Genomic DNA, 25926 nt, shown 5'->3' with positions numbered 1-25926 from the left:
GCGGTGGCTGTTCTTGAGCGGATTCCGGTGGGTCGGATCTCTGCGGAAGCTCGTGAGATTCGGTTCGGCCCGGCGCTGTTGACGCTGGTGGCCGGGGTGCTGTTCGCGCTCGGCTGGCTGGCGGCGAAGGTCTGCAGGGCGATGTGGGCGGTCGTGGCATGGACCTTCGCCGCGGTACGCGTCGGCTGGCAGGAAGGCATGGCGCGGCGAGAGGCGGTGCCTGATGGGCGAGGGTGAGCCGATCGCGGGCGAGGCGAGAGTGATCCGCCCAGGCGACAACGTTCTGATCCGGCTGCCGAGCAGTACGACGGCCGAGCAGGCGGACCAGATGCTGCAGGAGCTGAGGGCGCGGATGCCGGACGTCATGTTCTGCGTGATCGCCGGAGTGGACGGTATCGACGTCTACCGGCCCGGCTCTCCCGGTGAGGATGGGTCCGGCTGATGGCGACGCTGTTGGAGCGGATCGCCGCCGCGCGCGGCGGGCCTCGAGGAGGCCGTAAGGAGTTCACGCAGTCGCCGTTCTGGTCGCTGGACAGCCTGCGTTCTTCGTTGCTGTCGACGACGATGCCGGACCGCGAGCGGATTGAGAATGACTTCGAGGGCTACGTCGAGGGCGCGTATAAGCGAAATGGGCCGGTGTTCGCGTGCATGCTGGCGCGGCAGATGGTGTTTTCCGAGGCGCGTCTGACATGGCGCCAGTTCCGCGGCGGTCGCCCTGGAGACCTGTTCGGCACGCAGGACTTGGCGCTCTTGGAGGCTCCATGGCCTGGCGGCACGACGGGTGAGCTGCTGGTCCGCATGATTCAGGATGCGGACTTGGCGGGGAACTTCTACGCCACGACCGCGGACGATGCAGGCCGGGTGGGCAAGGCCGCTACGGGGCCGGGTCGGCGGGTGGTGCGGATGCGTCCGGACTGGGTCACTCTGGTTCTCGCGTCCGCCTCCGGTGATCCCTACGCGCTGGACACGAAGGTCGTCGGGTACCTGTATGAGCCACGGTCGGTTTCCAGGACGGGCATGGGCTCACCGTCGGGCGAGGCGGTGTTGCTGCTGCCGGATGAGGTGGCGCACTTCTCGCCGATCCCCGACCCTGTCGCAAGGTTCCGTGGCATGTCGTGGCTGACGCCGGTATTGCGGGAGATTCAATCCGACAATTCGGCCACGTCGCACAAGGACAGCGTGTTTCAGAATGCGGCTCTGCCGTCGATGGTGGTGAAGTTCGCCCGGGAGACGACCCCGGAGACATTCGACAAGTTCGTGGCCCGGTTCAAGGCGTCGCACCAGGGCGCGGAGAACGCGCACAAGACCCTGTTCCTCGGCGGTGGCGCGGACGTCACCCCGCTCACCTTCGACTTCCGGCAGCTGGAGTTCTCTCAGACTCAAGGCAAGGGCGAGTCGCGGATCGCATCTGCGGCTGGCGTGCCGCCGTCGTGGGTGGGGTTCTCCGAGGGGCTGCAGGGTTCGGCGCTGAACGCGGGTAACTTCTCGGCGGCCCGGCGTCGGTTCGCGGATGGCACGGTCCGTCCGCTGTGGCGACAGGCGTCAGCGGCGCTGCAGGTGCTGGTGCCCCCGCCGGCCGGGGCGCAGCTTTGGTACGACGGCCGCGACATCGCGTTCCTGCGGGAGGACCGAAAGGACGCGGCTGAGATTCAGCGGCAGCAGGCATCGACGATTCGGCAGCTTACGGACGCCGGCTACACCCCGGGGAGCGTGGTGGCCGCGGTGCGAGCTGAGGACTGGAGCCTCCTGGCCCATACCGGCCTCTACAGCGTGCAGCTTCAAAGGCCCGGCGTTGACCAGTTCGGAAGACCCACCGCTTCAGGCGGTTCACCAGATGACTCGGATGACGCCGAGGAGGGGCAGTGATGGACACCAAAACCCTGCGCGGGGTCGAGATCAAGGACGAGTCGAAGGGAGAGGTCACTGCGGTGTTCGCGACGCTTGGCGTGCGCGACCACGATGGAGACTTCACCCGCGATGGTGCGTTCACTGATGGGGCCCCGGTGCGGATCAGCGCCTACGGCCACAAGTCGTGGGACGGCCTCCTCCCCGTCGGTAAGGGCGTCATTCGAATCAAGGGCAAGAAGGCCATCCTTGAGGGTCAGTTCTTTATGAGCACTACCCACGGGCGGGACACCTTCGAGACCGTCAAGGAGCTGTCCGAGGCCGGCCTCCAGGAGTGGTCATACGGCTTCGACATCAACGAGTACAGCTTCGGCGAAGAGAAGGGCCAGCAGGTCCGTTACTTGGATCGTGTCACAGTGCACGAGGTGTCGCCGGTCTTGCTCGGTGCTGGAATTGGGACACGCACCCTGTCGGCGAAGGGGCGCAGTGCGGACGTCGACTCGGATGCCGACGACGGGGGTTCGCTCCGGTCAGTGGCAGGGGTGCCCGCCGTTAAGCGAGGTATCCCGCGTCATGAGACCGAGGTGGTCTCCAGGTCGTGGGACGCGACGGGGACGGTAGCGGCGCTGCCGGAGGACGCGCGGCCGTCGCAGCTTCGGACCGTGTATGCCTGGGTGGATCCGGACGGCGACCCGGAGGCGAAGAGCAACTACAAGTTCCCGCACCACCACGGTGTCGGCGGGCCTGCGAACATCCGCGCATGCATCGCGGGGATCGCGGCCCTTAACGGGGCCCGCGGCGGTGCTGACATCCCCGAGGCGGACCGTGAGTCCGTCTACAAGCACCTGGCGGCGCACCTGATGGACGCCGACAGGGAACCGCCCGAGCTGCGTGCGGCCCCCGGCGGTGCACGGAAGAACCTCAGGTTCGGAGACGAAGCCGCCGACGTAATGGCGTCCGTCTCCGGCCTCATCGACCGCGCAACGGAAGTCATGGCTCTCCGCGCGCGCAAGGGCAGGGGCATGTCGCCCGTCACTGCCGATCTCCTGTCTTGGATCGGCGACGACCTGAAGCGACTGCAGCGCCTGCTTGAGCACCCCATCGAGGACGACCAGTCCACCGTGAGCGAGGACGAGATCGCCTCGACGCTCATGGCCGCTGTCGCCCGCGTCAACGGAATCTGAACGGAGAGTCATGACTGCAGAGATCGTCGAGTTCCCGGCACTGAGGGACGCGCAGGGCAAGCTTGACGCCAGGCGTAAGAGCCTCGCGGACATCCTGACCGAGGCTGGGCCCGACTACGACATGTCGAAGGTGAAGTCGATCGCGGGTGATACCGCAGCGAAGGTTGCCGAGATCGGCAAGCTGAACGCTGAGATCGATGACTGCAAGAAGAAGGTCGACGAGCTCCTCGTTGTTGCGCGCGCTGCCGCGGAGGCGAAGCAGCACGAGGAGCACACCGAGCGTGGCTCGGAGCCGGGCTCAATGCCCGGCCGGGAGACCAAGGGCGGTCAGCAGCGCAAGTCGTTCGCCGACCTGCTGATGGACTCCGTGGCGGTGAAGGAGTTCCGCGGCAGCGCGGGCCCCTCGGCCACCCTCGACATCGAGCTCAAGACCTTGTTCGAGACCGGCGCCGGTGGCGGCGCGGGCTGGGATCCCTTCGACCCGCGCACCGGCCGCATCGAGTACATGGCGACCCGTCCGGCCCCGCACGTGGTCAACGTCATCCCGCAGACCACCACCGGGTTCAGCACGGTCAAGTACATGGAAGAGACCACGCTGACGAACGCGGCCGCGGAGGCGACCGAGGGCAACGCCTACGGTGAATCGGCGCTGGCGCTGACGGAGAAGTCCAGCGAGGTTCGGAAGATCGCGACGTTCCTGCCGGTCACCGACGAGGTCTTCGAGGACGAGGCGCGAGCACGCTCCTACGTGGAGAACCGGCTGCCGTTCCTGCTGCAGCAGCGCCTCGACTCACAGTGCCTCGTCGGCAACGGCACCGCCCCGAACCTGCGCGGCACCGAGAACGTCTCGGGCATCAACACGCAGGCCCTGGGCGCAGACCCGATCCCGGACGCCATCTACAAGGCGATGCGACAGATCCGTGACACTGGGTTCGCTGAGCCGTCCCACGTCTTCATCCGCCCGTCGAAGTGGGAATCTGTGCGGCTGCTGCGGACCGCGGACGGCATGTACATCTGGGGCAACCCGTCGGAGGCAGGCCCAGAGCGCATCTGGGGTGTGCCGGTGATCCAGACCACGGCACCGACCGCGACGAAGGCCGTACTGGGCGACTACACCAACTTCTCGGAGCTGGCGGTTCGCCGCGGTGTCGACGTGCAGGTCAGCAACTCGCACTCGTCGTACTTCGTCGAGGGCAAGCTCGCGCTCCGCGCCGACGTCCGCGTCGCCCTGATCCACTACCGCCCGTCGGCCTTCGCAGTAGTCACCGGGCTGTAGGCCGGCCTTCAACCTCTTCGCGCGTGGGGTCACCTCTGCCGGTGGCCCCACGCGGCACTAAGGAGTGACCTATGGGTGTCATTGCTGGCGCGCGGAAGATGACCGCGGGCAGTGCGATGGGAAGCAAGAAGTATGCGCGCGGTCTGTACGACTTCGCCACTGACGGCGGCGCAAGTGGGGATATCACGCTGCGCGGCGACACCATCCCCTCCGCCGCGATCATCACGGATGCGCTGATCCACGTCGACACTGCGCTGACGTCCGGCGGCGCGGCGACAGTGGCCATCAAGGTCGAGTCTGCGGCGGACATCAACGCTGCGGACGCGATCTCCGGCGCACCGTGGTCGTCGACCGGTGCGAAGCGGGGCGACTTCACCGCCACTACGGCGCCGATCAAGACGACCGCGGCCCGGTCGATCGTCGCCACTGTGGGAACGGCTGACTTGACGGCCGGCAAATTCAGCGTGCTCGTGGAATACGTCGAGCTGACGAGCCAGACCTGAAGGGTGAGCACATGGACCAGGACGGCACGATCGTCATCGACCGACACCTGTACCTCACTGAGGACCGTACTCGGGTCGTGGAGGAGGGAGACCCGGCGTCGCGTTTCCTGTGGGCGGCCCCGGGTGACGAGGTATCCCGCGCCGAGGCGGTACGGCTGGGCGCGGTCAAGGCTGAGCCGGAACGGGCCAAGGAGGCGCCGGAAGCGGAGGCTGAGTCGGAGCCGAAGCAGAGGGCGCAACGCGCCAACAAGGCGCGAAGGCCTTCGGGCGACAAGGGCGTCGGCGCGGCCTGAGAGGGGTTTCCGTGCCCAGCTTCGGGATGCTGCAGGACGGGTTCGATGACGGTGTCGTCGACCCGGTCCTGTGGTCGCAGTCGTATGGGGATCCGGTGGAGTCCGGCGGCCGGGCCCGTATTCCGTGCACGACGGGGTTCGCCGGATACCGGTCGGCGTCGGTGTACTCGCTGTCGTGGTCGCAGGTGGCGTTGAGGGCTTACCCGCCTGCGGCAGACGGCGCGTCGACGGCATCGTTCTCGCTGCTGGTGCTCTCGGATGTGGGCGGCACTGATGCCGGGTTCCTGGTGGACCGGGCTCAGAACGCGATGGGCTTGTATCTGCGGGTCGGATACGCCGACGGCTCTGCTCTGTTCCCGGCGTATGACGCGGTCGCTCACGCGTGGCTGCGGCTGCGTGAGGCTGGCGGTTCCCTGTTCTGGGAGTCCTCGCCGGACGGGGCTGCGTGGACGGTGTTGAGGACCGCGTCATCGCCCGCATGGGTGGCCCAGTCGAACCTGTCGTTCCTGATGGAGTCGCACCGCGACGCCGGTGGCGACGACTTCGCCGAGGCAGACAACCTGAATGTCTCCCGGCCCGGCGGGCTGACGGTGTCGAGCCGGGATGCTGCCGGCCCGCGGTCGTATGCCCGCACCGGGTCCTCGTTGATCGGAGGGTGAGATGCCGTTCGATCTCGGGGCGGTGGTGCCGCTCGGCACCCAGGTGAAGGACTCCAGCGGGACTCTGGCGAACGCCGGGGCGATGGCGCTGACCATCACCCTGCCGGATGCGACCACCGTGTCGGTGTCGCCGGTGACGCCGACGTCGACCGGCATCTACGCCTACGACTACGCCACGGTGCAGGCGGGCCGTCACACGGTCCGCTGGGTGGCGACCGGCCTCAATGCCGGGGCGTATACCGACAGCTTCGATGTCCGCGAGGCGACTCCGCCGGGGATCCTGTCTCTGGCCGACGCGAAGCGGCACCTGAACCTCACCACGACGACAGACGACGATGAGGTCCGCGGCTGGATCGAGGCAGTGACCGCGGGCATCGAGGGTCTCTGCGGCCCGGTCGTGGTCCGCACGGTCACCGAGCAGCACGACGTCCGCTACACGCGCCTGCTGGCTTTGCGGCAGACGCCAGTCCTGGCACTCACGTCCGTGGAACCTGTGCTCACCGGGGGGACGTCGTACACCGTCGGGGACCTGGACGTCGACACGGTCACCGGGATCGTGCGCCGTCTCAACGGAAGCTCCTTCCTCGGGCCACTTGAGGTCACGTACACGGCCGGGCGGCGGATCGTGCCTGCGGCCATGACGGCCGCAGCGCGCATCATCCTGCAGCACTTGTGGCGCACCCAGCAGGGGCCAGGCCGGCCACAGCTCGGCACCGGCGACTTCGACGTGTCGGAGCCGATCGCCGGTTGGGGCTATGCGGTGCCGAACCGTGCGCTGCAGTTGCTGGAGCCGCATCGTCTGCCGCCGGGGGTGGGCTGATGGCGACCTCCGCGGTACCCGGCGCGATCGATGCGCTCGTGGCGGTCTTGCGCGCCGCCCCGGATCTGGCTGATGTGCAGGTCTTGGATGGGCCGCCGGTGGGCGACCAATCCGCGCAGGACTACGTTGCGGTCGGCTATCAGGAGGGCGCCGAAGAGTCCGTCCAGATGGCGCAGGACTTCAACGCTGCGGGCGCCCGCACCCGAGATGAGGACTTCGACATCCTCTGCTGGATCGACACATGGACGGGCGACTCGGACGTGTCGGCCCGCCGGACGCGGGCCTTCGAGTTGCTCGCCGTGGTCGAGGACGCGATCCGTGCGAGTGGCGCCAGTCCGGCAGCGCCGACCCTGAACGGCGCGGTCCTGTGGGCGCACCTGACCAACGCGTCGCTGCGCCAGGCCAACACCACTGACGGCGTCCGGGCAGTCATCGCATTCAGCGTCTCCTGCCGGGCCCGTATCTGACCATCACCCCTTTCGTGAGGAGTTCTGCCATGGCGCGTGTGCGCTTCATCGGCCCGGAGCCGGTCACCGTGCCGGAGCTGGGTGGTCGGGCCGTGCAGCCCGACGAGGTCGTCGAGGTGCCGGACGCCCGGTTCGACGGCTACGTCTGCCAGCCGCAGACATGGGAGTCGGTCGAGGAGCCGGGGGCTTCCCGGCCGGCGAAGAAGACGGCGGCGGCGAAGCCCGCGTCGAAGGGGAGTGACGTCTGATGGCGATCGGATCGGGTCTCGGCGCCCAGCTCGGCATCGCCGCCGAGTCGACCTACGGCACGTTCGTGTCGCCGACGAAGTTCATCGAGTTCACCAAAGAGTCGCTGGTCCTCAAGAAGACGACCGCGCAGAGCGCTGGCATCGCTGCGGGCCGGCTGCTGCCGCTGTCGTCGCGTCGTGTCGTGACGCAGGAGGAAGTGTCGGGGTCGATCGACCTCGAAGTCACCAACAAGAACATGGGCCTGCTGCTGCAGGCGCTCATGGGCACGTCGGTGACGCCGGTACAGCAGGAGACGACGACCGCCTACCTCCAGACGCACACCCTGACCGACACCATCGGCAAGGCACTGACAATCCAAAAGGGTGTGCCGCTCACCACGGGGACGGTGACGGACAAGAGCTTCGTGGGCTGCAAGGTCGTTGCGGCGGAGTTCTCGTGCGACATCGCCGGCATGCTGATGGCGACGTTCGAGATCGACGGCAAGGACTGCTCGGAGTCGGAGACTCTGGCGACAGCCAGCTACGCGTCGATGTCGCCGTTCCACTTCGGGCAGATGGCGGTCAAGGCGGGCACGTACTCGTCGGAGACGGCGCTGGACGGCATCCGCAAGGTGTCGGTGAAGTTCGAGCGCCCGCAGGCCACGGACCGTTTCTATGCCGGTCAGTCGGGTCTGAAGAAGGAACCGATCGCGAACGACCAAGTGAAGATCACCGGGTCGATCGAGATGGACTACGTCGCGACCACGCTGGACGACCTCCACACGTCGGATGCGGCAACCAGTCTGGTGTGGGAGTTCGTCGGCCCGCAGATCGAGACGACGTACAACGAGACCTTCCGCATCGTGCTGCCCGCGATCCATATCGACGAGGCCCCGCCGACCGTGGAGGGCTTCGACGTCGTCAGGCCGACCATCAGCTTCACCGGGACCTACGACGGGACGAACCAGCCGCGTATCGAGTACATCTCCACCGACACCGCGCTCTGATCTGCCATGGCGCGCACTGTTCAGGTCGTCGGGACGGGGCAGCTCCTCGAGCTGTCCCGCCGCCTGAAAGCGGCGGGCGGCTCCCGGTTGAAGGCGAACTTCGCCCGCCGTATCCGCCGGGCTGCGGAGCCGCTCAAGGCGGACATGCAGCAGACCATCCGCACCCTGCCGATCCGTTCTGAGCCTCGTAAGGCCGGGAAGCGGGGCGGTCCGTCGCCGACGTCTCGGCCGCTGCGGGACACGGTCGCCCGCGCTGTCAGTCTCTCGGTCCGGACCGGCGGCAATCCGGGCGCTCGCCTGTATGCCGACAAGTCCAAGCTGCCGCCGGACTTGAAGAACATGCCGTGGGTCATGAACAGCGCGAACGGCCGCATTCGGCACCCGGTGTTCGGCAACCGAAAGCGCTGGGCGAACCAGTGGACCACCCCACTGTGGTGGGACAAGACCGTCCAGAAGCACCAGCCCCGTATACGGTCCGAGGTCGCACGGGTCCTTGCCGACGTCCGCAACTCCCTGAGCTAGGAGACGCCCGTGTTCATCGTGTACGACCCGAAGGACGGGGAGACCGAGCACTTCGACGCCAGGACGCTGCGCGTGTCCGAGACGTCCATTGCCCAGCGCACCATCGACCGCAAGTGGGCCGAGATCGAGCAGGGCATCCGCGACGAGGACCTCGAGTGCTTGCGCGTCGTGGCCTGGGTCATCAAGAAGCGCGGCGTGCCGACCCTCCGGTTTGGCGACTTCGACCCACTGATCGGCGACCTCTACATGCGTCTCGACAAGGACGAGGTCGTCCACTGGATCGAGGGCGCCATGGCTATCGCCGCGGCATCATCCGACGACACAGTCGACGACATTCGCGCCGCGCTGTCCGGTCTCCCGAACGCGGCCTTCGACCGTGAGCACGCCGAGCGGATGATCGAGGAAATGCTCGCCAACCCAAAAGGCGAGCGCGACTCCCAGTCGAACGGCGAGAACGGCGACGAGACCCAGACATCGACGTCGTCCGAGCCCAATACCTCTTCCTCTTCGGCAGCGTCCTCGGCTACCGAGCAGCCGATGTCGACCAGTTGAGCATCGAGGACTTCGACGTCCTGGTTGACGCGCTCGACCGTCACCTCGCCGAAGCGCGAGCCGCATCTGCTGGGGGTGAGTGATGGCGAGCAGCAGCCTGACGTTCATCCTGGACGGCCGCGACCGACTGTCCCGTGTCCTCAACCAGGCTGGGGACGCTGCGATCCGGCTGCAGCGTCGCCTGGGCGAGGTTGACGACAAGGGCTCCCAGGCGATGGAGCATCTGGGCAAGTCGGTGCTGTCCCTCGCGCCGGCCGCCATCCCCGCGGCTGCGGCGATGGCCCCGCTCGTGGCGGCGACGGCGGCCGCTGGTGTCGCGGTGGGCGTGTACGCCGCGGCGCTGGGCCCGCAGATCAAGGCGATGGGCGAGGCCGTCGAGGCGGAGGAAGAGTACGCCGACGCCGTGGAGGAGTCCGGAGCCCGCTCGGCCGACGCGGTCGAGGCGCAGATGGAGTACGCGCGGCAGATGATGAAGCTGCCGCCCGCCACCCGCAGCGCGGCCGCCGCCCTGTCCGTCCTCAAGGACGAGTACAAGGAGTGGAGCGACAGCCTCGCCGCCGACACGATGGCGCCGTTCACCAAGGGTCTCGCGCTGGCGGGGAACCTGCTGCCGAAGCTGACACCTTTGGTGAGGGGCACGAGCGCGGAGCTGGACCGGATGGTGACGCTCCTGGCCGGCGGCATGGAGTCGCCCGGCTTTGACCGGCTCGTGGCCAAGTTCAGCGACTTCTCCCGCGGCTCCCTGGCGCGCGTGAACAGCGGCATCGTCCGCCTGATTGAGAACCTCGACTCGGGCAAGGTTGAGGGCGGATTGAGCGAGTTCATGGCTTACGCCCGGCAGAACGGGCCGCTGGTCGCCGACACGCTGAGGAATATCGGTGAGTCCCTGGCCAACCTGCTCATTGCTGGCGCAGACGTCGGTGTCGGCATGCTCGAGGTCGTCAATGCTTTGACGCAGCTGGCTGCCGCGGTGCCGTCTGGGCTCGTGACGACGCTGCTGCAGGTCGCCGTCGCGTTCAAGCTCATCAAGCTCGGCGGCGCGGCGTTCGCGTTCGTCGGGACTGCGGCCGCGGCCGCGACGGGGCACGTCGCCGCGTTCATCCGCTCGGCCCGCTTCGGCGGGGTGAGCGCTGCGGTGTCCGGGCTGACGCAGCGGTTCACGGTCCTGCAGAAGGCCGGTGCTGGCCTCGCCGTTCTCGGTATCGCGGCGATGGCCGTGGACGAACTGGCGAAGAAGGCGCGCGGCGCGCCGCCGGATGTCGACCGGCTGAGCACGTCACTGAAGGAGCTGGCTCTCACCGGCAAGTTCGGCGGCGAACTGAAGAGCACGTTCGGCACCCTGGCCGGAATGGGGGAGAAGTTCCGGCAGTTGCGCGTCGAGTCCGAGGGGCTGAAGGCCGCCGAGCCGTGGATCGCGCTCTCCAACATGGGCCCGGCGGCCGACTACCTGGCGGGAAAGTTCGACGATCTCACTCGCGGTGCCGAGGGGTTCGCTGCGACGAAGGAAGACTTCGCGGGCCTCGACCAGGCCCTCGCCGACCTGGTGTCCAGCGGCTACGCCGACGAAGCTGCGGCGAACGTCGCCGACTTCACGGCCATTCTGCGCGCGAACGGCGCTACAGCCGCCGAAGCCGCGGCCATGTTCCCGCAGTACAAGAACGCTGTAGCGGGCGCCAAGCTAGAGCAGGAGATCGCGGCCCGCGCGATGGGCGCGTTCGGCGAGCAGGCCGTGGCCACGCAGGGGAAGCTCAACGCCCTGAGGCAGGGAGTTACCGGGCTTCAGCAGTCGGTGCACGCCCTCAATCAGACGGTGCTCCAGTCCCGCGGTGACGTGCGTGCGATGGAGTCCGCCATCGACGCGGCAACCGCGGCGATCAAGCAGAACGGGCGGACTCTCGACGAGAACACCGAGAAGGGCCGTGCGAACAATGCGGCCCTTGACGCCATCGCTGCTACGACGATGAAGGCCGTTGAGGCCAAGTACACGGAGACCGGGTCGTGGGAAGCCGCGATGAAGGTCTACCAGCGCGGTCGCGGTGAGCTGGAGAAGTCTGCCCGGGGCATGGGTCTGACACGGGCGCAGGCCAAGGCGCTGGCGGATCAGATCCTGCGCACGCCGGACAAGACGGCCCGGCTCAAGGCAAATTCGGACGACCTGAAGGCGAAGCTGAAAGACGCCCAGGCTCGCCTGAAGAACGCACCCCTCGACAAGCAGGGCAAGATCCGTGCGGAGATCAACCAGCTGAAGGACGCCGTCGCTGAAGCCCACCGGCGCATGAACACGATCAACGGAAAGATTGCCACCACGTACATCACCACGGTGCTGCGGACGGTGGAGGAGCGTGTACAGAAGCCGCTTTGGAGGTCGCGCGGCGGTCTGGTGCGGGGCCCTGGTACGGAGACGTCGGACAGCATCCCGACACGGCTGTCCGACAACGAGTTCGTCGTCAACGCCAGGCAGACCAAGCGGTATCTGCCGCTGCTGCGGGCCATCAACGCTGGCCAGTTCAACCCCGGTATGGCGGCAGTGCCCCCGCCGAGGGCCTCGGCGATGACCGGTGGCGGTGGCGGGCGGACGGTCATCATCCACGCCCCGGTCACGATCGCCGGGCCGATCGACGCGATGGCCGCCGGCCGTGAGGTTGAGCGGGTGCTGACCACGTTCAAGCGGAATAACGGCGGCGGGCCGCTCAGCTTCGAGAGGGGGTAGGGGATGGCGCGGCTGGTGGTGGAGCTCGGGTTCGGTTCGACGGTCACCACCCCGGTCGCGTCGATCACGTGGACCGAGGTGACGGGGCGGGCCGACATGGTCCGCGGCGTCAGCATCAGCAACCGCGGCACGGAGAACGAGCAGTCGGAGACGCAGCCCTCCACGTGCTCGCTCACGCTGGACAACGAGGACGGTGCGCTGACCGCCGGGCGGGCCTCTTCGCCGTACTACCCGGACGTCCGCAAGGGCGTGCCCTTGCGGGTGCGGGAGATCACCACCGCGAAGAACCTGATCACCAACACCGGCTTTGAGACGGACACGTCCGGCTGGTCGTCATCAGGCACCCCCGCCATCGCGCGAGTAACCAGCCCGGTCCAGCACGGCACCGGCGCGATGCGCTGCACCTGGGGCGCGGTGTCGTCGCAGTCGGTCCGCACCGACGTGTACGGTCTGGACGTCGGCACCACCTACACCGCGTCGGCGTATGTGCGTGTCCCTGCCGGGGACCAGGCCGTTCGGCTCAAGCTGGCCACACGCAGTACGGGTACGGATTTCGCGTTCGGCTCGTACTCGACCACGAATGACGCGTGGGAGCGGGTCACCGTCACGTTCGTCGCGACCGAGCCGAGCCTGCAGCTGCGGATCAACCCGCAGACCCCGACCGGTGCTGGGGACATCGCCTACGTGGACGCGGTCCAGCTCGAGGAGGGCGCCACCGCGACGGCGTTCGATCCGGACGGAGCCCAGTTCCACCCCAGGTTCTTCGGCGGGGTCAACGGCTGGCCGACCCAGTGGTCCGGCCTGCACGCCACCGCCGCCATCACCGCGACGGACGTGTTCAAGACCCTCAGCCGGGGGTCGCTGGAGACGATGCTGTCCCAGGAGGTTCTCCTCGACGGCCCGCTGGGCTACTACCCGCTGACCGAGGCGGACGACAGCAGCGCGGCCGGTGACCTGTCAGGCACCACCGCCGGCACGCTGGCCGCAGCCTCATTCGGCACGGGCGGCGAGCTGTCGTTCGGCGGCGGCGCGGACGCCGGCCCGGACGGGCAGGGCGCGCTGACGCTGACCCCGCCCGACGCGAGCAACGGCAAGTACCTGACCGGCGACCTCGGCCAGACCTTCGAGACCCGGTCGTCGTCGGCGTTCATCTTCGTCGAAGGCTGGTTCTCCACCAGCACCAACAACCGTGTCATCTGCGGACTGACGTCCACCGACAACCGGTACCAGATCGTGTTCTCGCTGAACGGGTCCGGCCTGTTCCAGATCCAGTCCACCCGCACCGGCGAGGCCCTCACCTCGTCAGCGCCGTCGACCGGGAACCTCGCCGACGGGGCTCAGCACCACTTCGTCTACGACGAGGAAGCGGGCACGGTGTGGGTCGACGGTGTCGACTACGCCGTCGGCGTGGACCTGATGTACCGGCTCCGGCACCTCACGGTCGGATCGTGGGTCAACGGCCGCATGTGGAACGGGCAGCTGTCCCACCTGGCGTTCTACGCCCCCGGCCCGAGCGGGGACATCGCCCAGTACGTCGGCCACTACACCACGGGCAGCACTCTGCACATCGGCGAGACCGGCGCCGCTCGGGCGGCTCGGATCGCGTCCTACGTCGGCGCCACGGTGTCGGCGACGGGCGGCACGTTCGGCGGCATCGGCTCCCAGGCCGGCCTCGGCACCTCCGCCCTGCAGCATCTACAGGACGTGGCCGCGGCGGAGGGCGGCATCCTCATCGCCGACCGGGCGAGCGGCACCGTGATCCTCCAGTCCCGCGATGTCCGCTACAACCCCAGCCCGGCCATCAGCCTGGCACACGCCGACCTCGACACCGACCAGGTCCGGTTCGACGACGACGACCAGAAGCTGGTGAACATCGCCACCGGCACCAGGCCGGGCGGGGCAACCCAGCGGGTTTCGAACCAGGACAGCATCGACGCCTACGGGCCGTACCCGAAGTCGCTGACGCTGGTCAAGGAGACGGACAACGAAGTCGCCGACGCCCTGCAGTGGCTGGTCAACCGGTTCGCCGACCCGCCGCCGGAGATGCGACAGGTCCCGGTCGACGCCTACACGCTGCCGCTCGCCACCTACCGGGCGCTGCTCGACGCGGACGTCTCCACGGCGCTTGCGGTGACCGGCCTGCCCGGGGAGGCAGCCGCCTCGAGCGCCACCGTCACCATCGAGGGCTACACCGAGATCATCCGCACCCGGCAGCACTACATCAGCTTCCACGTCAGCCGGGCGGAGACCGACGCCGTGTGGGTCCTGAACAGCTCCACCTACAGCCAGCTCGACCAGACCACACGCCTGGCCTACTGAGAGGGGGAACAGGTGGCCGTACCGACCGTGTCGACCGCGGAGGACTTCTACGCCCCGCCGCCGCCGCTCCGACCGGACGCGTGGGACCTGATCCCACCGGCAGAGCGGGTCATCGCCTACCTGGAGAACGCGGAGAAACGCGGCCTCCCCAGGCCCGAGGGGTGGCAGCCCGACGTGCTGCTGCTCGCCCGGGTGGACGCCGGTCGGTGGCTGGCCCAGTGCCCGCTGTGCCAGTCCGCGCAGGTCGTCTCCCCGGCCGACCCGCGGTTCTGGTGCGTGGACTGCCAGCCCGACGGCTGGGCGCCGCTCCGGTTCCCCGACGACGTGGCCGCCGTCGAGCAGCTGGTGGCGGCCGAGCCGAACAAGGCCCGCCGGTTCTGGTGGGCCGAGGACGACACCGCCTGGAACAGGCCGCGGTCGCGCGGTGCGTTGTCGCCGAAGGAGCAAGCCGAGCGCGACGCGCCGAACGAGGGAGGTGAGCCTGGTGCCCCTGGCAACCCCGAGAACGTGGGTGGTTGGTGAGACCGTGACCGCCGCACTGATGAACGCGGAGATCCGCGACCAGTTCAATGCCCTGATCGCGGACGTCGACTACGTCCACAAAACCAGCGACGAGTCCGTCACCAGCTCGACGACGCTGCAGAACGACAACCACCTCCTCGTCAGCGTTCTCGCGAACTCCGAGTACGAGATCATCGTCAGGTTGGCCGTCAACGGCAGCGCGGCCGCCGACTTCAAGTGCGCTTGGACCCTTCCGTCAGGCTGCACCGGGCAGCGGTTCTCCCGTGGCCCGGCCGTGTCGTCGGCGACGTCGACAGCGGACACGACCACCAGAGCCAGCGGCCTCACGGACAACTTCACCACGGAGATCAACTACGGCGTGTTCTCCACCGGCCAGTTGTCCTTCGTCGAGGAGATCCTGTACGTGGTGACCGCCGGCACCGCCGGAACGGTTCAGCTGCGGTGGGCGCAGAACGCCTCCAGCGCCACGGCCACCACGGTGGTGGCCGGATCGCACATCGTCGCCCGCCGCACCACCTGACCACACCCACACCGCTGCCCCGGGACCGTACTGGCCCGGGGTTTTCTCATGCCCGGAGGGCTCATGAATCTGGCCGGCTACCGGCTCGTCACTGGTCTGCCTGAGTCGATGCGGCCGTGGCGTGACCGGCCTGTCGCGTGGGCGAACGTGTCCCCGTCGACGGGGGCGTACCGGCTGAACGCGCAGGGCGAGTACCTGTACTACCCGGGTGGCGGGACGGTCGGCTACGACCACCCCGTCGGGCAGGCCCAGTTCGGCCTCGGCTGTATCACCAGCTACCGCACTGAGACCGACCCGGCACGGAAGGCGGTGTTCCTGACGCGGGCGCGGGCGCAGGCCGACCGGCTCATAGCCCAGCACGTGGAGGCCCGCGGCGCCTGGTGGTTCCCCTACGGCTTCGACTTCACCCACAGCGTGCACTCGGGTGTCGACTACGACGCGCCCTGGTACTCCGGCATGGCACAAGGCGAAGTGATCAGCCTGTTCGTGCAGCTCGCCGGACTGGCCGAGGTGTGCGCACAGGACCAGGCCGCCTATATGGCCGCGGCGGACGGGGCCCTCGCGTCGCTGCAACTCGTCACCGAAGGCGACCCGTGGTGCGCGAACGTCGACTCGGCCGGCTACTACTGGATCCAGGAGTACCCGGGCGCGGTCCACGGCGCGGGCGACTACACGTACAACGGCATGGTCTTCGCGATGTTCGGGCTGTGGGACTACTGGGAGGCGACCGGCTCCCAGACCGCGGCGGACCTGTACGACGCGGCGGCGACCACCATGGCCCGCTACTTCCCGCTGCTGCGCAATCAGCGCTGGCACTCCTACTACTGCCAGACGCACCGCATCCCCGCACCGACCTACCACCAGCACCACATCAACCTGTTCACGCAGCTGCACTGGCAGACCGGCTCCCCGGACTTCGCCGACGACACCGAGCGCCTCGTCGACGACTACCCGGCCCCCGGCGTGTCCGGCACGATCCAGTTCGAGTCCGGCACGCACGCGCTGTACCGGTTCGACACCGCGGCGAACGGCTCATGGGTGTCGGGCAAGGGTGACGCGCTCCTCGAGTCGAAGAGCGTGACGTTCTCCAGCGACACGCAGGCCCCCGCGTCGATGCGGCGCCGGATCCAGGGCCGCGGCATCTACTACCTGATCTCCGCCGGGGCGTACACGGGCTGGTGGGTCGGCGAGAACTGGGCCAAGGCGTACCTGCGAGGGACGTTCCTGCCGACGCTGTTCCGGCCGGACCGCACGGTGACGTTCCCGGGCGGCAGCGTGCCCGTCGACACGTACAAGGTCGCGGCCAACGGCGACGTGACCAGCGTCAAGACCGTCAGTTTCGTCAACCCGTCGAACGCGCCCTCCGACCGGCGGGCCATCGTCAACGGCAGGCCCTGCTTCCAGATCACCGCCGGGGGACTCACCGGCTACTGGGTGCCCGCAGCCGCGGTCACCATCGACACCCAGCCCGCCATCGGCTGACCCGCCCCCGAGGAGTGCCATGGCCTGGTATCCGGCCGCCACCAAGATGGAGCTGCAACCGGAGAGCGACAGCCAGCCGGCGATCCGGCCGACGCAGTTCATCGTCCACAGCATCGTCGCGCCGTGGACGGCGAAGCGCACCTACGAATACTGGCGGGACTCGACGAACCTCGAGTCCCATTTCGGTCTCGGCTACGAGGGCGACCTGGCCCAGTACATCGGCACCGAGACCCGGGCCGACGCGAACGCCGGCGCGAACCGGCGCCCGGACGGCAGCGGTGCCGTGTCCATCGAGACCGCGTCGAACACGAAGGCGTCGGACCCGTGGACCGATGCGCAGGTCGAGCAGCTGGTCCGGCTCGGGGTGTGGCTGCACCAGCGGCACGACATCCCCCTCCGGATCTGCCGCACCGCCGACGACCCCGGATACGGCTACCACCGCCTGCACTCCGCCTGGGCGGTGTCCGGCACCGCCTGCCCCGGCGACGCCCGCGTGAAGCAGTTCCGGGAGGTCGTATTCCCGGAGATCGTGCGCCGCGCCACCAACAAGCCCGCCCCCACCCAGCCGGCGCCGGCGCCGGCCGAGCAGTCCGAGGAGGACGGCGACATGCCGCAGCTGCTGGACGAAGCGAACCCGATCGACGTGCCCATCGGCGCCCAGTGGACGGGCCTGGCGTTCAACGACCCGATCCTGCACACCGGCCCGCGCCGGCATGACACCCTCGTCCACCTGCTGTTCGAGGACGCCCCCGACGGCACCGTGGTGGAGGGCCGGTTCTACCTGACCGACACGCAGGGCCAGAACCCCTCCGGCTACCTGCCCACCCGGCACCGGGGCGGCGGCGGGCACCAGTTCACCCTCGTCGGGCAGATCCCCGCCGACCGGCACCTCCGCTTCGAGGTCCGCGCCCTCACCCCCGACGGCGCCCCGGTCAAGCTCCTCCACCGTGTCGCCTCCGGCCTGTACTGGGCCGCCTGACCCTCACCAGAGAAGGAACCACCATGAAGATCTTCGGACGTGAACCGGCGCTCTTGATCGCCGTCATCTCCGCCGCCCTGTCGCTGATCGTCAGCTTCAACTTCGGCCTCAGCGCGGAGCAGGCGGGTGCGATCGTCGCCGTCATCAGCGCGGTGTTCGCCGCAGCCACCGCCGCCGTGACCCGCCCCGTCGCACCGGCCGCGTTCACCGGACTCGTCGCCGCCGGAGTCGCCCTCCTCGCCGCCTACGGGCTCGAGACCGCACCCGAAACCGTCGGCGCCCTCAACGCTGCAGTGCTCGCCGTCCTCGCACTCGTCACCCGCGGGCAGGTGTCACCCACCCCCGCCCCGGCCAAGCCGACGAGCGTCTGAGTGGAGTTAGCACGTGCCGAACGACCCGACTCTCGGCGAGGTGATGAGACGCCTCGAAGACGTCCGCCAAGATCTGAAGGAGGACTTCCGGGAGCTGGGCACACGGCTCGACAGCAAAGTCTCCATGGAGCGGTACCAGCTCGAGCAGCAAGCCCGCGACGAAGCGATCAGGCAGATCCTCGAGCGAGTCAAGGGCATCGAGGAGGAACGGGCACAGGAGGCGCGGCAGCGACGTGAGGAAACCCAGCGGATCGCCGACCGTCGCGCCTCTGACCGGCGCCTCATCTTCACCGCCCTCGTCGCGCCCGTGCTCCTGCTACTCCTCACCGTCTACATGAACACGCAGGGGGCGGGAGCGTGACACGACACCAGCGCACCACACCAGCGCACCGCCGGCGCTCGGACGTGGCGTTCGCTGTGGCGGTCGCAGTCGGTCTGGCCGCGTTCGCGTGGCTGGTCATCACCATGCAGGGCCTGGCGCACGACCTCAAGACGGCGAATGAGGCACGCGACGCTCTGGCCCAGCAGGTGCAGGAGCTGGGCGGCACGCCCGTGGCGGGGAAGCCGGGCAGTCGCGGCGAGGTCGGTCCGTCTGGCCCGCCGGGAGAGCGCGGGGAGCCGGGTCCGTCCGGGCCGCCTGGCGAGGCTGGCCCCACCGGGCCGCCCGGCCCATCCGGTTCCCCAGGCGCCGACGGTACGGACGGTGTCGGGCAGACCGGCGTACCCGGATCACCGGGCGCCGATGGTTCCGACGGGGAAGCCGGCCCGGCCGGACCTCCCGGACCGCAAGGCGAACCGGGACCGGCAGGGCCTCGAGGTGAGCGTGGGCCTGCGGGCGAAGACGGCGAGGACGGCCGCGACGGGCAGACCTGCCCGGACGGGTACAGTCTCCAGCCGCCGAAGAACGACCCCGACGCGCTGGTGTGCCGCCGCGACGGGGCGCCGCAGCCCGAGCCGTCCGAGAGCCGCAGACTCCTCGGTCTCAGCGCGTTTGCCGTTACCGCCGCATACAGGAGGCTCCCATGAGCGAACTCCCGTCGGAGCGTCCTGTGCAGCGGCGGGTGGATGAGTCTGCCGCGGACCTGGGGACGCTCGTCGACATGGGCCACGCCCCCGAACAACCACAGCCCCCACCGGACCCGGTGCCGGAGGAATGACAGAGCCCCCACCGCTCCGGCGGTGGGGGCCTCTTGCTGTGCTCGGGGTCAGAAGGGCACGTCTCCGTCGTTGCCCACGATATTGATACGGAAGGATCCGGCAGGAGACCCCATCCAGTCGGAGGTGTTCGGACGATCGAACCCGGCCTCCCGCCCCGTGCTGAGTAGCAGGCGCCCCTTGAGCAAGTTCAGCAGTTCCGGCGTCCGCGCCGCCGACGGCATGGTGAGGGTGCCGCTCCATCCGTCGATCGCCGTCTGCTGGTTCCGAAGGCTTGCGACGACGCTGATCTCTGCACCGCTCTCGGTGATCAGGGTCGCCTGCCCGTTGTACGTAGTCATGACACAGGAGTCTAGGGGCGGGCCCGACAACGCACCCCCAGCCCTCGATAACCCACACGTAGCGAAGGTGCTGAAGTGCTGGCGATCACCCAACTCTATGGTTGATAATGACAGTTATCCCATACCTGAAAGGAGTGTCATGGAAGCGCCGCATCCAGAGCAGATCTTGGAATTGATGGCCCAAAGGATCGAAGAAGTGGGCCTCTATCACGGGACTGATCCACATCACGATAGAGGCGTCGCGGTGCCGCCTACCGTGATCGGAGCATGGGATTGGGCGCGCAGCAAGACCCGTCCGGACTGGCGAACGCGCGAGAACAGGTCCCTGTGGGACGACTTCCATGCGGCCTGCTTTGAGGCGCTTCACCGTCTCGCCGTGCACTGTGCGCGAGGAGAGTTGGTTGCGCCCGGATGGCGGCAAGCAGGACAGAAGGCATGGGAGCCACACGTGGTCGCCATCTGGGGCGAGTTCCAGACGGCCGAGAGTGCCGTGTCGACCATCCGTGTGGCCGCCCTGGACATCAGGCTTTCATCGTGACCGCCCTCGTCCCGCGCCAGTCGGCGGAGCTGTCGACCGACCGGCACGACCCCCGCGACGACTGGCCCGACGAAGCCCGCGCACTCGCCGACCACCTCGCCGAGTTCTACGGCGACGGCGACCCGCTGCCCACCATCGCGGGCGGCTGGGTGGCGCGGCAGAAGTCCCGGCACACGCGGCGGGCCTACGTCCGCACGTTCAAGGCGTGGGAGGAGTACGCCCGCTCGGCGGAGATCCACCCGTTTCAGGCGAAGCTGCCGCTCGCCGACGCCTACGCCAAGCACCTCGCCAAGACGCCGACGAGGAACGGGCGGCCTCCGGCGGAGACGACGCAGGCGCAGGCCCTCGCGGCGGCCGGGAGCTTCTACACCTACGCCGCCCGGCTTCAGGCCGTCGACTCCGACCCGTTCGCCGCCGTCAACCGTCCCTATGTCGACCCCGACTACTCGCCAACCGAGGGCATGACCGAGCAGGAGACGATGCGGCTAGTCGAAACCGCGCGCGACTGGGCGCCCCGCTCCTACGCCCTCGTCATGCTCCTCTACCTCACCGGCGCCCGCGTCGACGAACTCCTCTCCCTCAACGCCGACCAGCTCGGCTACGACCGGGGACACCGCACCCTGCCCCTCACCCAGAAGGGCGGCAAGAAGCGACCCGCGCCCGTCCCGCCGCTCGCCCTCGACGCGCTCCTCTCCTACCTCGGCGACCGCACTGACGGCCCCCTGTTCGCCACCGAGTCCGGTCGCCGCTGGACACAGCCCGAAGTGTGGAAGCACCTCCGAGTCCTCGCCCGCCGCGCCGACATCCCCCAAGCCGCCACGATCAAGCCCCACACGTTGCGGCACCAGTTCATCACCGACAACCTCGCCAACGGGGTGCCGCTCCAAGACGTCCAAGACGCCGTCAGCCACTCCGACCCGCGCACCACCCAGCGCTACAACCGCCGCCGGCGCCAGCTCGACAACCACCCCGCCTACGCCCTTGCGTCCAAGCTGGCCGAGAGGCTCCAGCTGGAAGGCAGCGAGTAAGGGAACGTTATGCGCTGGTCGCGTTCAACGCCTGCACGGCAAAGGCCCCTCCTTCGGGAGGGGCCTTTCGTCGCTCTCCTGAGACGAGCGCCTACCGCACTAGCTGGACACTCGGCGCTTGCGGTTGAAGGCCACCAGGCCGCCTCCGGCGAGGACGACGGCCGCGCCGCCGGCCGCGATCCACGGGGTGGTGCTGGTCCCGCCGGTTTCGGCGAGTGACGTCTCGTCAGTGCCCGAAGTGTCCGAAGCCGTCTTCTCGGCTTCGGCCTGTCCGCTCTCAGCCTCGGCCTGCCCGCTCTCGCCCTCGGTGGCGGGGGTGAAGTCGGCCGGCGGCTTGTCGCAGCCGATGCCGTCCTTGTCGCGGTCCAGGTGCGGCCCGTAGCGCGGGTGGTCCTTGGGGATGTTGGCGTAGCCCTGGCTGTAGGCCTCGGTGCAGTTTTTGAAGGGCTGGTCCGCCATGGCGACGGTGGGAAGGGCGGCGAGCGCGAGGGCGCTGATGGCGACGGCGGTGGCCTTGTGGAGCGGGGTCAAGAGGGCGCCTTTCGGTGTCTTCGGGTGGGTTGGTGTGGTGGACGGTAGTGGTCGCGTTGTGGTGGGGCGGGAGGGTTTACGGTCGCGGTGACGGAAACGTGACGTGACCGGCGGGTAGCGTTCCGTTGTGGTCGTTTGTCGTCAAGCCCGATCGCTCGTTGTCGGCGCCACGTCCAACTGCCCGCTGTCAGCCCCTCGTGCGACACTGGCTGGGCCGCATCCCATTCGCGCCTCTGGCTGGGCGCGGCACTCGGACCCGCCCGCCGGCCCCACGGGGACAGCGACCGACGGGCGGGACGAACCCCGGAGGAAGACGTGGCCGTCGACGTGAACGCACCCTCGTACAAGCTGTTCCGGCGCCTCGTCGAGAACGGCGTCGACGCGAACGAAGCGACCGAGCTCATGAACGGGTACGCCCACGAGCTGGCGGAGAAGCAGCGACAGCACCACGACCTCGGCGGCGGATGCGCGCTCGGCGTCTGCCACGGCGAGGAGCTGCCGGACCTGATCGACCCAGAGGCGTCAACTACTCCGGGTGTCTGACGGTCCGCTTCAGCTCGGTCTCTACAGCGAGCCGGTCCTGCCCTGTCGCTTCGGCGTGTGCGACGACTGCGGCGTGTACGGCCTCTGCCGTTTCGGTCGTCAGCTGTCCGGCCTGGATCTCCTGCCAGGCGCGCGTCTCCAGCTCGACCAGCTCGGGTGAAAGTTCAACAGCCACGCCGGGAGTCTACTTTCCTCACCGGTTCCCCTTGGGGGCGGCACTGCGCGTAGTCGACTCTGAATGCATGGACATCACCAACCTGGATGACCGTAGGCCCGAGGCTGCCCAGCCCGCCTACGACGGAGCAACCTGCAGCTGCGGCGAGACGTGGTTCGTCCTCGACGGGGATAACACCGCACCGAACGGCGCTGTCTGCATGACCAAGGAAGGAGTCGTCACCGGCTACACCGGACGCCCGCGCTGCATGTCCTGCGGCCACCGCTACGAGCGCGGCTAGACCTACCAGTAGACCTACATGCGCGCGCATGTAGGTCTACGCCGCCAGCCGCTGCCCGGCCTGCCGCTCCCGCTCGACCGCGCGCGCCCACTCCACCAGCAGCCGGTGATAGGCGTCCCGGTCCACCGGCGCGTCCGCACCAGGCGGCCACAGCGCCCGGATCTCCGCATTCACCTCGGCCGCAGACCACCCCACCCCTGTCATGCCGTCAGGCTATCGGGAGCCACCGTCAGCCGGCCGGTCCGCGACGAACGTCCCGAGCCCAACCTCGCTGCGCACCAGGCCATCCGACTTCAACCAGGCCATGACCTTCTGCGCCGTCGACGACGCCACCTCGAACTCGGCGGACAGCTCGACGACGGAGGGAACCCGCGTGCCGACCGGGTAGGTGCCGTCCTCGATCCGACCCGCGACGATCGCGGCGATTTGCTTCCACACCGGCCGCGTCCGGTCAAGATCCACACTCATGCAGTTGACGCTAGGTAACTGCCGTATACCGCGCGACCGCAGTAAAGTGCGGTGTACTGCGGTATACCCCAGTAAGGAAGGACCCCGGCGGCCGCGCGAACGGCCCCGGGGCGCGGGCAACGCTTCAGGGAGCATCGCCATGCCGGAGGATAGAGCCACCAGCACCAAGAACCCAGACGGCCGGCCACTCGAGCGCGCCCTACGTGCCCACGCCGACGCCGGGCAGCTTGCCCTCCTCGCCGCCTACCGTGCATTCATCGCCCACACCGAGGCGTGCCAGCCGTGCCGCGCGACGAACGTCGACTGCGATGAGGCGGCCTCCCTGCGGCAGGCCTACCGCACGGCGAAGGCCGCCACCCCATGACCGCCGCCCGCCGCGTTCGGCGGACCGCGGCGGGCGGCAACGGCGCCTACTCGGCGCCCGTTCCCCTCTCCTGGATCCAGATCTCGTTCCGCACCATCCTGGTGATCAGCCAGGTGAACTGTGCTGCCACTAGCGGGCTGGCATGCCCCTCCTGGACGTGCCACGTGTGGCGGCCCGGCGCCTCCACCGACAGGCAGAGGCTGCCGTCGGGCAGCTCTTCCGCGGGCGTGAGGCGCCAGCCGGCACTGAGGACGCGGCGGGGATGGATGCGGTTCTCGGCGGTGTCGGGCAGCCGGTACCACTGCCCGCTCCTCATCTGGGATGTCTGGAGTTCGGTGAGTTCGTCGAGGAGTTCCTGTGTGGCCTCTCCGGGCTCGACGATGGCGTGGACACTGTCGGGCTCGGAGCCTGGCCGGATGTCGGCGACGCGGCCGGCCGACAGTTCGCCGGGTTCCGCGAACCGGTATCGAACCTTGATGATCGCTTGTGGTTTCAAGGCGCTGCTCCCCCCAGCTACATCGCAGATCGCACACACATTCGATCCCACGAGCAACCGGAATGTTGAATCCCATGCGCGGGCGAAGCCACATCATGCATCGGCCCCGAGTGTTCCGCCAGGTAGAGCGCAAACCTGTCAGCGCGTCAGGTTCGGGCGCCTCAGCCGTTCCGGAATCGCTCCATGAGCGCGATGACCTTCTGGCGGTCCTCCGGACCCAGGGCCTCGAAATTGCGCACCATGGCGCGCACCGACTCGTCGGGCGAGTACAGGGCGTCCATGCCGAAGAACTGTGCCGCGGCGGCGTCCTGGACGTCGCGGAGCGGCAGCTGGAGCGCGGCCGCAAGTGCGCGCAGTTCGGCAGGCCCGGGGGCCTTGATCCTCTTTCTGTCGCCCAGGAAGTTCTGGAGCGTGGGGCGTGTCCAGAGTGGGCCGCCGGCCGGGTTCTCCGGGTCGATGCTGGCGGCGGCGAGGGGCCGGAGCCCGATGCCGAGCTCGGCCATGCGGTCACGCACGAGGTCGGCGAGGTCGGTTCTCTCGGTCGAGGTGGGGGGAGGTGTTGTCCTGTCGGTCATCGGCGCGGTCCTGCCTGTGGGGTGCTGCGACTGCCGGGGGCAGCCCGGCACCAGCAGTGTCCATGTTCTTGGCCATGCTTGACCAGGGGTGCGACGCGGCGGCTGGAAATCTGCATGCGAACTGGCCAGAAATATAGACACGGAGTAGTGAGCCTGGCACGCTGCATGTGTCCACGAAAGTGGCCCCCATGCCGGGCGGCCCGCCTATGGCATCAAGTCGCGCGACTGGACTCGCAGTTCGCGGGCAATGAGAAGGAGGTGGCTGACCTTGATCTCTCCACCCGCTTCGATGCGCTGGATAGTGGAGCGATCGATGCCAGTGCGGTGCGCCAGCTTCTCCTGCGTGAGATCGGCGTACATGCGGGCATCACGGACGCGTAGGCCGATCTGCCGGCGGGCGTCGAGGATCCACTGAGGCTGGTCGGCTGGCACTCCAGAACGCTCAGCCAGATCAAGATCGTAAGTCAGCAGCAGATTTGAGGCATTATTCGATCAAGGAATGCTGAGGCGAGCGAGACCCTCACCCCCGCGGCGCGACGGCATGAGCCGCGAGGCTGGGTGCAGTTTGCGGAAATCGAACGCCTGTTCACCTCTTTGGGTGAATAGCCGGTTGACCCCTCCGAGTTCGGCAAGGAGACGGTCATCCCCCAGGAACGTGCCGGGGGCCGCTGCTTTGGATTCGGCCCCGTAGCCAGCGCCCCCCGGCACAAGGCGACCCCCCTCCAGACCGCGGAGGGGGGTCGCCGCTATATACGCCCTCACCTGCCCATCCGCTCATGATCCGTTGGGAGGTATTTAGGAGGCGCGCTGCTGTAGTGAGGCTGGGTTCGAGAGTAGCCAGACCCTAGTTAGGGTGTAGTGAAACACGTAAGGCCCAGGCGGAGCATGCGCTCTGACCTGGGCCTTTACCGACCAGTCGCCTGGTCAAAAGCGTGGGCGCGGACGGTTTCGAACCGCCGACATCTGCTTTGTAAGAGCAGCGCTCTACCCCTGAGCTACGCACCCGAGAATGAGGCAACAGCCTACATGGACCCGGGGTGGGTGCCGCAAACCAGATCACAAGGGATCCTCGGTGGTGGGCGAGAGCCCGAGGACCGGTCGGGAGGCAGCCGCGGGTGGGGCCTGCTGCCAGCCGTTAGGGCGGCTCTCGGGCGGGCGTGGACAGGAGTCGCCG

36 protein-coding genes and 1 tRNA gene are annotated in these 25926 nt (G+C 68.5%); 28 read left to right on the top strand and 9 right to left on the bottom strand.

Features of this window, described 5'->3' with window-relative positions; all coding sequences use genetic code 11:
* Positions 1-3: 3 nt before the first annotated feature.
* From QMZ92_RS16380 to QMZ92_RS16270, 23 genes are all read left to right on the top strand, one after another.
* On the top strand, positions 4-237 hold the full coding sequence (locus QMZ92_RS16380) for a hypothetical protein (protein WP_283298115.1): 234 nt from the start codon (positions 4-6) through the stop codon (positions 235-237).
* Positions 224-442 (top strand): roadblock/LC7 domain-containing protein, encoded by a 219-nt coding sequence (locus QMZ92_RS16375; RefSeq protein ID WP_283298114.1) that lies wholly within the window; start codon positions 224-226, stop codon positions 440-442. The genes QMZ92_RS16380 and QMZ92_RS16375 overlap by 14 nt, the downstream gene beginning before the upstream one ends.
* Positions 442-1866 carry a phage portal protein gene (locus QMZ92_RS16370; protein ID WP_283298113.1) on the top strand — a complete coding sequence of 475 codons (1425 nt, stop codon included), beginning with the start codon at positions 442-444 and terminating at the stop codon, positions 1864-1866. The genes QMZ92_RS16375 and QMZ92_RS16370 overlap by 1 nt, the downstream gene beginning before the upstream one ends.
* Positions 1866-3029: an HK97 family phage prohead protease gene (locus QMZ92_RS16365; protein ID WP_283298112.1), complete on the top strand. Its 1164-nt coding sequence runs from the start codon at positions 1866-1868 to the stop codon at positions 3027-3029. The genes QMZ92_RS16370 and QMZ92_RS16365 overlap by 1 nt, the downstream gene beginning before the upstream one ends.
* Before the next feature lie 10 nt (positions 3030-3039).
* On the top strand, positions 3040-4305 hold the full coding sequence (locus QMZ92_RS16360; RefSeq protein WP_283298111.1) for a phage major capsid protein: 1266 nt from the start codon (positions 3040-3042) through the stop codon (positions 4303-4305).
* 71 nt (positions 4306-4376) lie between these two features.
* On the top strand, positions 4377-4808 hold the full coding sequence (locus QMZ92_RS16355) for a hypothetical protein (protein WP_283298110.1): 432 nt from the start codon (positions 4377-4379) through the stop codon (positions 4806-4808).
* A gap of 11 nt (positions 4809-4819) precedes the next feature.
* On the top strand, positions 4820-5101 hold the full coding sequence (locus tag QMZ92_RS16350) for a hypothetical protein (protein ID WP_283298109.1): 282 nt from the start codon (positions 4820-4822) through the stop codon (positions 5099-5101).
* A gap of 11 nt (positions 5102-5112) precedes the next feature.
* Entirely contained in the window at positions 5113-5760 is a 648-nt protein-coding gene (locus tag QMZ92_RS16345; RefSeq protein WP_283298108.1) for a DUF1349 domain-containing protein, read from the top strand.
* A gap of 22 nt (positions 5761-5782) precedes the next feature.
* Entirely contained in the window at positions 5783-6580 is a 798-nt protein-coding gene (locus tag QMZ92_RS16340; protein WP_283298107.1) for a head-tail connector protein, read from the top strand.
* A complete protein-coding gene (locus QMZ92_RS16335; RefSeq protein WP_283298106.1) occupies positions 6580-7047 on the top strand; it encodes a hypothetical protein in 468 nt (155 codons plus the stop codon). Before QMZ92_RS16340 ends, QMZ92_RS16335 begins: the two co-directional genes overlap by 1 nt.
* Positions 7048-7076: 29 nt before the next feature.
* Positions 7077-7295 carry a hypothetical protein gene (locus QMZ92_RS16330; protein ID WP_283298105.1) on the top strand — a complete coding sequence of 73 codons (219 nt, stop codon included), beginning with the start codon at positions 7077-7079 and terminating at the stop codon, positions 7293-7295.
* Positions 7295-8281 carry a phage tail tube protein gene (locus tag QMZ92_RS16325; protein WP_283298104.1) on the top strand — a complete coding sequence of 329 codons (987 nt, stop codon included), beginning with the start codon at positions 7295-7297 and terminating at the stop codon, positions 8279-8281. The genes QMZ92_RS16330 and QMZ92_RS16325 overlap by 1 nt, the downstream gene beginning before the upstream one ends.
* Before the next feature lie 6 nt (positions 8282-8287).
* A complete protein-coding gene (locus QMZ92_RS16320; RefSeq protein WP_283298103.1) occupies positions 8288-8803 on the top strand; it encodes a hypothetical protein in 516 nt (171 codons plus the stop codon).
* Positions 8804-8812: 9 nt separating this feature from the next.
* A complete protein-coding gene (locus QMZ92_RS16315) occupies positions 8813-9355 on the top strand; it encodes a hypothetical protein (RefSeq protein ID WP_283298102.1) in 543 nt (180 codons plus the stop codon).
* Positions 9356-9632: 277 nt separating this feature from the next.
* Positions 9633-12065 carry a hypothetical protein gene (locus QMZ92_RS16310; protein WP_283298101.1) on the top strand — a complete coding sequence of 811 codons (2433 nt, stop codon included), beginning with the start codon at positions 9633-9635 and terminating at the stop codon, positions 12063-12065.
* 3 nt (positions 12066-12068) lie between these two features.
* Positions 12069-14384, top strand: a complete 2316-nt coding sequence (locus tag QMZ92_RS16305; RefSeq protein ID WP_283298100.1) for a phage head spike fiber domain-containing protein — start codon at positions 12069-12071, stop codon at positions 14382-14384.
* A gap of 12 nt (positions 14385-14396) precedes the next feature.
* Positions 14397-14906 (top strand): hypothetical protein, encoded by a 510-nt coding sequence (locus QMZ92_RS16300; protein WP_283298099.1) that lies wholly within the window; start codon positions 14397-14399, stop codon positions 14904-14906.
* Positions 14907-14910: 4 nt separating this feature from the next.
* Complete coding sequence (locus QMZ92_RS16295; RefSeq protein WP_283298098.1) at positions 14911-15426, top strand: hypothetical protein; 516 nt, start codon at positions 14911-14913, stop codon at positions 15424-15426.
* A 147-nt stretch (positions 15427-15573) separates the two neighbouring features.
* The gene (locus tag QMZ92_RS16290) at positions 15574-16908 is read left to right on the top strand and encodes a D-glucuronyl C5-epimerase family protein (protein ID WP_283298097.1); all 1335 of its coding nucleotides are present in this window, start codon (positions 15574-15576) and stop codon (positions 16906-16908) included.
* Positions 16909-16927: 19 nt separating this feature from the next.
* Complete coding sequence (locus tag QMZ92_RS16285; RefSeq protein WP_283298096.1) at positions 16928-17887, top strand: peptidoglycan recognition protein family protein; 960 nt, start codon at positions 16928-16930, stop codon at positions 17885-17887.
* Between the two features lie 23 nt (positions 17888-17910).
* A complete protein-coding gene (locus tag QMZ92_RS16280; RefSeq protein WP_283298095.1) occupies positions 17911-18258 on the top strand; it encodes a hypothetical protein in 348 nt (115 codons plus the stop codon).
* Positions 18259-18271: 13 nt separating this feature from the next.
* On the top strand, positions 18272-18619 hold the full coding sequence (locus tag QMZ92_RS16275; RefSeq protein WP_283298094.1) for a hypothetical protein: 348 nt from the start codon (positions 18272-18274) through the stop codon (positions 18617-18619).
* 661 nt (positions 18620-19280) lie between these two features.
* Positions 19281-19415, top strand: coding sequence for a hypothetical protein (locus QMZ92_RS16270; RefSeq protein ID WP_283298093.1), 135 nt, complete (start codon positions 19281-19283; stop codon positions 19413-19415).
* A gap of 48 nt (positions 19416-19463) precedes the next feature.
* On the opposite strand, the gene QMZ92_RS16265 is transcribed toward QMZ92_RS16270, so the two are convergent.
* Positions 19464-19754 (bottom strand): hypothetical protein, encoded by a 291-nt coding sequence (locus QMZ92_RS16265; RefSeq protein ID WP_283298092.1) that lies wholly within the window; start codon positions 19752-19754, stop codon positions 19464-19466.
* 139 nt (positions 19755-19893) lie between these two features.
* On the opposite strand from QMZ92_RS16265, the gene QMZ92_RS16260 reads away from it, so the two are divergent.
* A complete protein-coding gene (locus tag QMZ92_RS16260) occupies positions 19894-20292 on the top strand; it encodes a DUF6197 family protein (RefSeq protein ID WP_283298091.1) in 399 nt (132 codons plus the stop codon).
* Entirely contained in the window at positions 20289-21320 is a 1032-nt protein-coding gene (locus QMZ92_RS16255) for a tyrosine-type recombinase/integrase (RefSeq protein WP_283298090.1), read from the top strand. Before QMZ92_RS16260 ends, QMZ92_RS16255 begins: the two co-directional genes overlap by 4 nt.
* A gap of 99 nt (positions 21321-21419) precedes the next feature.
* On the opposite strand, the gene QMZ92_RS16250 is transcribed toward QMZ92_RS16255, so the two are convergent.
* Entirely contained in the window at positions 21420-21851 is a 432-nt protein-coding gene (locus tag QMZ92_RS16250) for an excalibur calcium-binding domain-containing protein (protein WP_283298089.1), read from the bottom strand.
* Positions 21852-22166: 315 nt separating this feature from the next.
* On the opposite strand from QMZ92_RS16250, the gene QMZ92_RS16245 reads away from it, so the two are divergent.
* Positions 22167-22394: a hypothetical protein gene (locus QMZ92_RS16245; RefSeq protein WP_283298088.1), complete on the top strand. Its 228-nt coding sequence runs from the start codon at positions 22167-22169 to the stop codon at positions 22392-22394.
* On the opposite strand, the gene QMZ92_RS16240 is transcribed toward QMZ92_RS16245, so the two are convergent.
* The gene (locus tag QMZ92_RS16240; RefSeq protein WP_283298087.1) at positions 22378-22569 is read right to left on the bottom strand and encodes a hypothetical protein; all 192 of its coding nucleotides are present in this window, start codon (positions 22567-22569) and stop codon (positions 22378-22380) included. The two genes, QMZ92_RS16245 and QMZ92_RS16240, sit on opposite strands and share 17 nt — an antisense overlap.
* 67 nt (positions 22570-22636) lie before the next feature.
* Here QMZ92_RS16240 and QMZ92_RS16235 point away from each other — a divergent pair, with 67 nt between their 5' ends.
* Positions 22637-22849, top strand: a complete 213-nt coding sequence (locus QMZ92_RS16235) for a hypothetical protein (protein WP_283298086.1) — start codon at positions 22637-22639, stop codon at positions 22847-22849.
* A gap of 36 nt (positions 22850-22885) precedes the next feature.
* On the opposite strand, the gene QMZ92_RS16230 is transcribed toward QMZ92_RS16235, so the two are convergent.
* On the bottom strand, positions 22886-23053 hold the full coding sequence (locus tag QMZ92_RS16230) for a hypothetical protein (RefSeq protein WP_283298085.1): 168 nt from the start codon (positions 23051-23053) through the stop codon (positions 22886-22888).
* Between the two features lie 9 nt (positions 23054-23062).
* Positions 23063-23317 carry a GntR family transcriptional regulator gene (locus QMZ92_RS16225; protein WP_283298084.1) on the bottom strand — a complete coding sequence of 85 codons (255 nt, stop codon included), beginning with the start codon at positions 23315-23317 and terminating at the stop codon, positions 23063-23065.
* A gap of 139 nt (positions 23318-23456) precedes the next feature.
* Between QMZ92_RS16225 and QMZ92_RS16220 the strand changes: the two genes are divergently transcribed.
* Positions 23457-23681, top strand: a complete 225-nt coding sequence (locus tag QMZ92_RS16220) for a hypothetical protein (protein ID WP_283298083.1) — start codon at positions 23457-23459, stop codon at positions 23679-23681.
* 46 nt (positions 23682-23727) lie between these two features.
* Here QMZ92_RS16220 and QMZ92_RS16215 read toward each other — a convergent pair whose 3' ends face one another.
* From QMZ92_RS16215 to QMZ92_RS16200, 4 genes are all read right to left on the bottom strand, one after another.
* On the bottom strand, positions 23728-24177 hold the full coding sequence (locus QMZ92_RS16215; protein WP_283298082.1) for a hypothetical protein: 450 nt from the start codon (positions 24175-24177) through the stop codon (positions 23728-23730).
* A gap of 161 nt (positions 24178-24338) precedes the next feature.
* Positions 24339-24752: an XRE family transcriptional regulator gene (locus QMZ92_RS16210; protein WP_283298081.1), complete on the bottom strand. Its 414-nt coding sequence runs from the start codon at positions 24750-24752 to the stop codon at positions 24339-24341.
* 204 nt (positions 24753-24956) lie between these two features.
* On the bottom strand, positions 24957-25184 hold the full coding sequence (locus QMZ92_RS16205) for a helix-turn-helix domain-containing protein (protein WP_283298080.1): 228 nt from the start codon (positions 25182-25184) through the stop codon (positions 24957-24959).
* A gap of 501 nt (positions 25185-25685) precedes the next feature.
* Positions 25686-25757: transfer RNA gene (locus tag QMZ92_RS16200), tRNA-Val, on the bottom strand.
* Positions 25758-25926: the final 169 nt, after the last annotated feature.

It is taken from the genome of Streptomyces sp. HNM0645, assembly GCF_030056615.1.
GTDB lineage: Bacteria > Actinomycetota > Actinomycetes > Streptomycetales > Streptomycetaceae > Streptomyces > Streptomyces marianii.
The sequence above is the reverse complement of the archived record's forward strand: the minus strand, read 5'-3'. Positions and strand labels throughout refer to the sequence as shown.

Bases quoted from the DNA above. Each gene is read 5' to 3' on its own strand.
- QMZ92_RS16375 (WP_283298114.1), top strand. From the start codon at position 224: ATGGGCGAGGGTGAGCCGATCGCGGGCGAGGCGAGAGTGATCCGCCCA.
- QMZ92_RS16370 (WP_283298113.1), top strand. From the start codon at position 442: ATGGCGACGCTGTTGGAGCGGATCGCCGCCGCGCGCGGCGGGCCTCGA.
- QMZ92_RS16365 (WP_283298112.1), top strand. From the start codon at position 1,866: ATGGACACCAAAACCCTGCGCGGGGTCGAGATCAAGGACGAGTCGAAG.
- QMZ92_RS16360 (WP_283298111.1), top strand. From the start codon at position 3,040: ATGACTGCAGAGATCGTCGAGTTCCCGGCACTGAGGGACGCGCAGGGC.
- QMZ92_RS16355 (WP_283298110.1), top strand. From the start codon at position 4,377: ATGGGTGTCATTGCTGGCGCGCGGAAGATGACCGCGGGCAGTGCGATG.
- QMZ92_RS16350 (WP_283298109.1), top strand. From the start codon at position 4,820: ATGGACCAGGACGGCACGATCGTCATCGACCGACACCTGTACCTCACT.
- QMZ92_RS16335 (WP_283298106.1), top strand. From the start codon at position 6,580: ATGGCGACCTCCGCGGTACCCGGCGCGATCGATGCGCTCGTGGCGGTC.
- QMZ92_RS16330 (WP_283298105.1), top strand. From the start codon at position 7,077: ATGGCGCGTGTGCGCTTCATCGGCCCGGAGCCGGTCACCGTGCCGGAG.
- QMZ92_RS16325 (WP_283298104.1), top strand. From the start codon at position 7,295: ATGGCGATCGGATCGGGTCTCGGCGCCCAGCTCGGCATCGCCGCCGAG.
- QMZ92_RS16320 (WP_283298103.1), top strand. From the start codon at position 8,288: ATGGCGCGCACTGTTCAGGTCGTCGGGACGGGGCAGCTCCTCGAGCTG.
- QMZ92_RS16310 (WP_283298101.1), top strand. From the start codon at position 9,633: ATGGCCCCGCTCGTGGCGGCGACGGCGGCCGCTGGTGTCGCGGTGGGC.
- QMZ92_RS16305 (WP_283298100.1), top strand. From the start codon at position 12,069: ATGGCGCGGCTGGTGGTGGAGCTCGGGTTCGGTTCGACGGTCACCACC.
- QMZ92_RS16285 (WP_283298096.1), top strand. From the start codon at position 16,928: ATGGCCTGGTATCCGGCCGCCACCAAGATGGAGCTGCAACCGGAGAGC.
- QMZ92_RS16280 (WP_283298095.1), top strand. From the start codon at position 17,911: ATGAAGATCTTCGGACGTGAACCGGCGCTCTTGATCGCCGTCATCTCC.
- QMZ92_RS16270 (WP_283298093.1), top strand. From the start codon at position 19,281: ATGAGCGAACTCCCGTCGGAGCGTCCTGTGCAGCGGCGGGTGGATGAG.
- QMZ92_RS16265 (WP_283298092.1), bottom strand. From the start codon at position 19,754: ATGACTACGTACAACGGGCAGGCGACCCTGATCACCGAGAGCGGTGCA.
- QMZ92_RS16260 (WP_283298091.1), top strand. From the start codon at position 19,894: ATGGAAGCGCCGCATCCAGAGCAGATCTTGGAATTGATGGCCCAAAGG.
- QMZ92_RS16235 (WP_283298086.1), top strand. From the start codon at position 22,637: ATGGACATCACCAACCTGGATGACCGTAGGCCCGAGGCTGCCCAGCCC.
- QMZ92_RS16230 (WP_283298085.1), bottom strand. From the start codon at position 23,053: ATGACAGGGGTGGGGTGGTCTGCGGCCGAGGTGAATGCGGAGATCCGG.
- QMZ92_RS16225 (WP_283298084.1), bottom strand. From the start codon at position 23,317: ATGAGTGTGGATCTTGACCGGACGCGGCCGGTGTGGAAGCAAATCGCC.
- QMZ92_RS16220 (WP_283298083.1), top strand. From the start codon at position 23,457: ATGCCGGAGGATAGAGCCACCAGCACCAAGAACCCAGACGGCCGGCCA.
- QMZ92_RS16210 (WP_283298081.1), bottom strand. From the start codon at position 24,752: ATGACCGACAGGACAACACCTCCCCCCACCTCGACCGAGAGAACCGAC.